General features: G+C 54.8%; 6 protein-coding genes. 2 read left to right on the top strand and 4 right to left on the bottom strand.

Going from position 1 to position 6,150, the window contains the following annotated elements; translation table 11 throughout:
- The first annotated feature begins 82 nt into the window (after window positions 1-82).
- Complete coding sequence (locus tag Q0835_RS29075; protein ID WP_298966831.1) at window positions 83-421, top strand: hypothetical protein; 339 nt, start codon at window positions 83-85, stop codon at window positions 419-421.
- A gap of 164 nt (window positions 422-585) precedes the next feature.
- Here Q0835_RS29075 and Q0835_RS29070 read toward each other — a convergent pair whose 3' ends face one another.
- The 4 genes from Q0835_RS29070 to Q0835_RS29055 all read right to left on the bottom strand — a co-directional run bounded on the left by Q0835_RS29070 (window position 586) and on the right by Q0835_RS29055 (window position 5,060).
- Window positions 586-1,323 carry a gamma-glutamyl-gamma-aminobutyrate hydrolase family protein gene (locus tag Q0835_RS29070; RefSeq protein ID WP_298966828.1) on the bottom strand — a complete coding sequence of 246 codons (738 nt, stop codon included), beginning with the start codon at window positions 1,321-1,323 and terminating at the stop codon, window positions 586-588.
- Between the two features lie 13 nt (window positions 1,324-1,336).
- Entirely contained in the window at window positions 1,337-2,650 is a 1,314-nt protein-coding gene (locus Q0835_RS29065; RefSeq protein WP_298966825.1) for an amino acid ABC transporter permease, read from the bottom strand.
- A gap of 1 nt (window position 2,651) precedes the next feature.
- Complete coding sequence (locus Q0835_RS29060; RefSeq protein ID WP_298966822.1) at window positions 2,652-3,929, bottom strand: ABC transporter permease subunit; 1,278 nt, start codon at window positions 3,927-3,929, stop codon at window positions 2,652-2,654.
- 105 nt (window positions 3,930-4,034) lie between these two features.
- Window positions 4,035-5,060 carry an amino acid ABC transporter substrate-binding protein gene (locus tag Q0835_RS29055; RefSeq protein WP_298966820.1) on the bottom strand — a complete coding sequence of 342 codons (1,026 nt, stop codon included), beginning with the start codon at window positions 5,058-5,060 and terminating at the stop codon, window positions 4,035-4,037.
- Between the two features lie 130 nt (window positions 5,061-5,190).
- Between Q0835_RS29055 and Q0835_RS29050 the strand changes: the two genes are divergently transcribed.
- The gene (locus tag Q0835_RS29050) at window positions 5,191-6,081 is read left to right on the top strand and encodes a helix-turn-helix domain-containing protein (protein WP_298966818.1); all 891 of its coding nucleotides are present in this window, start codon (window positions 5,191-5,193) and stop codon (window positions 6,079-6,081) included.
- Window positions 6,082-6,150 lie beyond the last annotated feature (69 nt).

Below are 6,150 nucleotides of genomic sequence, written 5' to 3'. Positions count from 1 at the left end.
TCCTCCATCTTCTCGACAAAGACGGTTGAATCACAACTCGTTGATATCACTCAACTACTTTTAAATCTGGCTCTAAGAATACATGCTGCCACGTCTCAGTCGGTATCAGATGTTTCGCAATGCCATGGGTTGCGCAATAACCGGCGATCAAAGCGGGAGCGATGAACGCGAGCGTTACGGCAAATTTCAGCCACACAGGTCGGGCGACCAGGATCAGGAAAAGCCCGATGCCGACCACAAGCACCGGGCTGACAAGCGCGATAAGAACGCTGCCCGGCAGGCCTGCTCCAGATTGGTAAGCCCACGTTCCAGCTGCCACACCGGCGAAAACTGGTGGCGCGAAAGCAGCAACCAAAAAACCGCGCCGATCGCAACAAGTGCAACGATGATCGATAAGACTATCATGGTGGTGTCACGGTAAGATAAGCTTCAAACAATCGCGCCTCCACCACCACCGCAGCGCGAAGCCAGGCTATCATACATTGGGTGTAGGAACGAGTGGGAAAGTCCTCTTTGAGCCCACGTTGACAATTTCTGCAGGTTGACTGGGAACGCGCCAATATGGCCATGCTACAGCGACAATCGCTACCCTTGACGCCCTCGCACAGCGTCACCGAATGCTTCGAAGATTGCGCGCGACGCACCGTCGGTTTTCGCCCAATATTCGGGATGCCACTGTACACCAATCGCAAAGCTCTTGGCGTCGATCACAGAAACGGCTTCCACCGTACCGTCGGCCGCCACCGCCTCGACCCGTAGATTCGGTGACACGCGATCAAGTGCCTGGCTGTGAAGCGAATTGGTTCGGAACTCCTGTCCCAGGAGTTCCGCGATGCACCCACCCTCGCGGGCTGTTACTTCCTGATTGATCTCGAACTGTTTGTCTCTGTCGAGAACATCGGCCGCCCGATGATCCAGGCGATCCGGCTCTTCATGGATGAGAGGTCGCAGCGTCCCACCCAATGCGACGTTGAGTTCCTGTATCCCACGACACAGCGCGAGAAGCGGCACTCCCCTTTCCAGGCTGGCAGTAACCAAAGGGAGGGATGTCGCGTCACGCCGGAGATCGTAAGGCTCATATCGTGAGTCAGGTTTCACTCCAAAATTGGACGGATGCACATTCGCCTTCGACCCCGTGAGCATCACACCGTCGACCCGGTCCAGCAACGACGCGTGATCCACGAACTCACCCAATGCCGGTATGAAAATCGGCAAGACGTTGGAAACCTTCGACAACGCATCCATGTATTGATCCGGCACGCAATGCCAGTCTTCGTTGTCGAATTCGCGGGCGTCAGCGACGATAGCGACGATGGGCTGCATGAGTTGAATTCCGTCAGTAATTGTCCCTGCGCAGCAGGTTTTCGAGATGGAGAGAGTACCGGGCCATCGCGTAGCAAACGACATAGAAGAGAAGCCCAACAAAGATAAACAGCTCCCAATAGACGCCGTTCCACTCGGGCGTTGCCCGGATCGCGCGGGTTACGCCAATCGGGTCAAGAAGTCCGATAAAGACGACAAGCGTCGTATCTTTGAAGAGCCCAATGAACTCGTTGACGATGCCGGGGATCGAGATTTTCAAAGCCTGCGGCAAGATGATCAGGCGCCTCGACTGCCAGTAGCTTAAGCCTAGACTCACAGCACCCTCATGTTGCCCCTTGGGTAGGGCAACGAGACCTCCGCGTATGACTTCAGCGATATAGGCTGCGGCAAAAAGAGTGACCATAATGATAACGCGCAAGGTAAGGTCAAAGCTGGTCCCCGGCGGTAGGAAATAATTTAGTAAAAGCTGTGCTGTGAACAGCCAAACGATCAGTGGAACGCCGCGTACAACTTCAATGAAGATGATGGCTGACCACTTGATCAGAGGCAGATCTGATTGTCGCGCGAGTGCCAGCAAAACACCCAGCGGGAGTGACAGCACGATGGCGGACAGACCAATGGTTGCGGCCAACATGAAACCACCGAACTCGCGCGACGCGACGGGACGAATGCTGAGTGAGAGACCCGCTTCCATGAGCCCAACAAGTGGCATCAAGCCGAACCAGAAGAACCCGATCAGCAGGGCGAGTGTCACTAATCCGGTCAGCGTTGGACTAATCACCGCTCCGACGAAACGGGTTAAAGCATAGCCTCCCGCGAGACCGGCCACTATCAGCAGAGGCAGCCACGCCGTGCCGCCCCACAGCAACCAGAAACAAACAAAGGGTGCCAGACAAGAAAAAATTAGCAACGATCTTGGCAACGAAAAGAACAGGATGGGAGCTATCCCGCCCAGAAAGAGAATCATTGCCAAGATCGGCCGCCAGTACAAATCAGTGGGATAAAACCCAAATATGAGCTGATGCCACCGATCCGTTACGACGGCAAAGCATGCCCCATCCGTTGGGCCAAGGCCCTGTTCTGCAAGGATGGTACGGCAATCTGCCAAGGAGGACGCCTGCCAAACGCTATTGGAAAACCATGGCCAAAGTCCGAGCGCAAGACGAAGTGCAGCATAGGCAACCAAGACCGTTAGAATAATGTTGAGCCAGCTCGATAGCAGGTTCTTGCGGATCCAAAGGATCAAACCGGTTTCACCGGCAGGGGGTTGCTTTGCATCAAGCATGCCTGTGCGGACGAAGGCTTGTGATAATTGGTTTCCAGGCATCCTATCGCTCCTTCAACTGTTTGGAGCGGTTGTAGAGATTGATGATCCCCGAAATCAGAAGCGACAGAAACAAGTAGAACAGCCCCAGAAGCAACATGCCCTCCAGCTCGCGGCCTGTCTGGTTGATCGTTATGCCACCCAAGGTCGCCCGGACATCCATGTAGCCGACAGCAAGCGCCAAAGAGGAGTTCTTTGCCAAGCTCAGGTAGTTCGAGATCAGCGGCGGAATGATCACGCGCAGCGCTTGTGGCAGGATCACGAGTTGCATGATCCGATTGGATTGTAGACCCAAAGCAGCTGCAGCTTCCCTTTGACCTTTCCCAACAGACTGAATGCCACCGCGCACGATTTCAGCGATGAAAGCGCCAGTGTAGAGCGAAAGTGCCAGCCACAATGCGAAAAGTGACTTTCGGATGAAAATGCCGTCAGTGAAATTGAACCCTTTGAGATAGGGCTGCACAACTGTTGCTCCAAGAACGTAGAGCGCCACCAGGACGGGCAAGATAAGCACTGCGGCCAGCCAGTACCAAGTGACAGGTCTTTGTCCGGTCATGATTTGCTTGCGGTCGACAAAGGCCTTGATGCCTAGGCTGACTACAAGGCCAACAGCAATGGTCGCGACGATGATCGCCCAGTCTGCGCTACCGGAGGCAACCGCAGCGAGGTTCTCGCGCGGAATGACAGCTTCGTTACCGCTAAGGGAATTGGTGAAGGCGACCCGCGGGACATAGACACCACGTGCCGTTACAGCGACTGAGTCAAAGAGTTGCATGGATGCCGTTGCATCGTCGCCGCGAAAGTCTCTTGGCTGTGGCATTGCCTCCGACAGGATCGCGAAAATGGACACGATCCAAAGCAGGAGCGGGATACTGCGAAATGCTTCGACGTAAACCGCAGCCAGTCTATTGATCACCCAATTGTCTGAGAGACGAAGAACCCCGACTAAGATGCCTATCACTGTCGCAGCGATACAGCCTAAGAACGACACCAATAGAGTGTTGAGAATGCCAACAACCGCCGCGCGCCCATGGCTCATTCGATTGTCGTAGGGAATAAGCGTCTGATTGATGTCGTACCCGGCAGGCGCGCCAAGAAAGGCAAGGTTGAAGTCTTTTCCGAGTGCCGCCAGGTTTCCGACGATGTTCGAGCCGAGCCACCAGAACGATACCAAGATCACGATGGCCGCAATGACCTGGATTGACTTCGACCGGTAGCGGGTATCATAGACCAACTGACCGAGCCGAAACCCTCGCTTTCGTGATGGTTCGATAGTGCTCATAAAGACACGCTTCAACGCCTGTGCTGCGAGCATCGCAGCATGGACAAGAAATAGATGGGAGAATGATGAACGCGGAAATTTCCGGGCCCAAACTTCGGAGAATTCTTAGCGGAATGGAGGGCTGTAAAGCAGACCGCCTTGCGTCCAAAGCGCATTCACCCCGCGCTCCAGACCGATGGGTGTGTTCACGCCAACATGGCGCTCAAACACCTCGCCGTAGTTACCGACTGACATGATGATCGTCTTGGCCCAGTCGGCTTCAACACCAAGCATCGCGCCCAGATCGCCTTCGGTGCCAAGCAGGCGGTTGATTTCGGCGTTCTTGTTAACACTGCTCGCCAACTCTTCTACATTCTCGGACGTCACACCAAGCTCTTCAGCCGTGATGAGCGCGTTCAGTGACCAGCGCACGATGTCTTCCCACTCGCTGTCGCCGTGGCGCACTGCAGGCCCGAGTGGCTCTTTCGAGATGATCTCTGGAAGGACAACGTATTCGTCTGGGTTCGGGAAGGTTGCACGGTTAGCGGCCAACCCGGAGGCGTCGCCCGTGAAGACGTCGCAGGACCCAGACAGAAATTGTTGTTGTGCTTCCGCGCCTGTTTCAAGCGGAACCGGCTCATAGCTCATGCCATTGGCGCGGAAGTATTCGGCCAGGTTAAGTTCTGTTGTGGTGCCGGTATTGACGCAAACCGTGGTCCCATCAAGCTCGAGCGCGGATGAAATGCCAAGACTTGCTGGAACCATGAAGCCCTGACCGTCATAGAAGTTGACGCCGACAAATTCGGTCTTGAGGTCGGTATCCCGCGAGAATGTCCAAGTCGTCGTGCGCGCCAACATGTCGATTTCACCCGACGCCAAAGCTGAGAAGCGAGTCGCTCCGGTGACAGGAATGTACTCGACCGCTTCGGAATTGCCAAAGACGGAGGAGGCCACGGCGCGGCAGATATCAACATCAAGGCCTTGCCATTTTCCATTTGCATCTGGAGCTGCGAAGCCCGCGAGACCTTCGTGTATGCCGCACTTTAGTTGACCCGCCGCGCGGACATCTTCGAGAGTGGTCGCACTCGCCATCGTTGTGGTAAAGGCCGTCATCGCCGCGGCGAGAAGAATTCTTGTGGTATTGATTTTCATTTGGAGCTCCCCTGTGGTGATTTCGGGGACATGGAACCGGGACAAGTGCTCAAGTTCTTCCAGAATACTGGAATAAACTTCCGGTATATGCCAAACGGTCCTCGATCATCGTGCGTGAGGGAGCGATACTTTGGGGCAATCAAATTTCACTAACCTAGAGCAACCTGACCATATTGACTGGGATTTGCTAGCTAGCGACCGCGGTCTTTCCATACAAAGACGCCAATCCAGCACAACGCCGGAACCTGCACATTTTCATCCGTCGATCGAGATCAACTTTCTCATGGGATGCGACATGACTTATTCCTTTTCGGGGGATGAGATTGAAATACCGCGCGAGCGATTCTGCATATTTTGGGCGGCGCACCCGCACAGCAAACTGAGCGTTCGCGATGTCGGCGTCATGACAAACATCTACATCTCTCTATCCGAATTCCTGGGTTGGACCCTGCCTGCAGAGTTCGTAAACGCGATCCTCAGCGGCCGGGTTTTGGCAACCAAGGCGAAAAACAAAGGGGACGTGACTTTGGCCAAACGTCTTGCCGATGAGCGTGACAATGAGGGGATTGCATGGCAAAGACTGCATGCGCAGGAGGTGAGCACCCGGCTTTCTCGGATGGCGCTGGAGGGGTGGAATACACTTCGTGCGCCGCCGACGAATGTCCCGCCTAACCTCATCGGCGGAAACGCCATCCAACACTTCGAGAAAATGCTGAGGTTTGTTGCGCTTCATTTCATTAATCGGATCACCATTGCCGATGTGGCCGCTTCGGCGGGCGTCTCACAAAGCTATGCCGTGTCCCTGTTCAGCAAGTTTCTCGGCCGGACGATCATGAAACATATCCGGGATATCCGGATCGTGCATGCAAAGATGCTTCTCGTCGAAACAGACCAAAAGATACTCGCCATAGCGATGGACTGTGGCTTTGGCTCGCTTTCGTCGTTCTATGAGTGTTTCCAAAGCTATGTCGGCGTGTCACCAGCGGTGTTCAGAAAGAACCCCAGTTTAACCCAGGACTAATACATAGCGTAATTCCGGCGGCCACTCTCCTGAGCCTATGATGCGGGGTCGTAGCACACGCCCCAAGAG

The sequence above is a fragment of the uncultured Roseibium sp. genome, from assembly GCF_947499295.1.
GTDB lineage: Bacteria > Pseudomonadota > Alphaproteobacteria > Rhizobiales > Stappiaceae > Roseibium.
The sequence above is the reverse complement of the archived record's forward strand: the minus strand, read 5'-3'. Positions and strand labels throughout refer to the sequence as shown.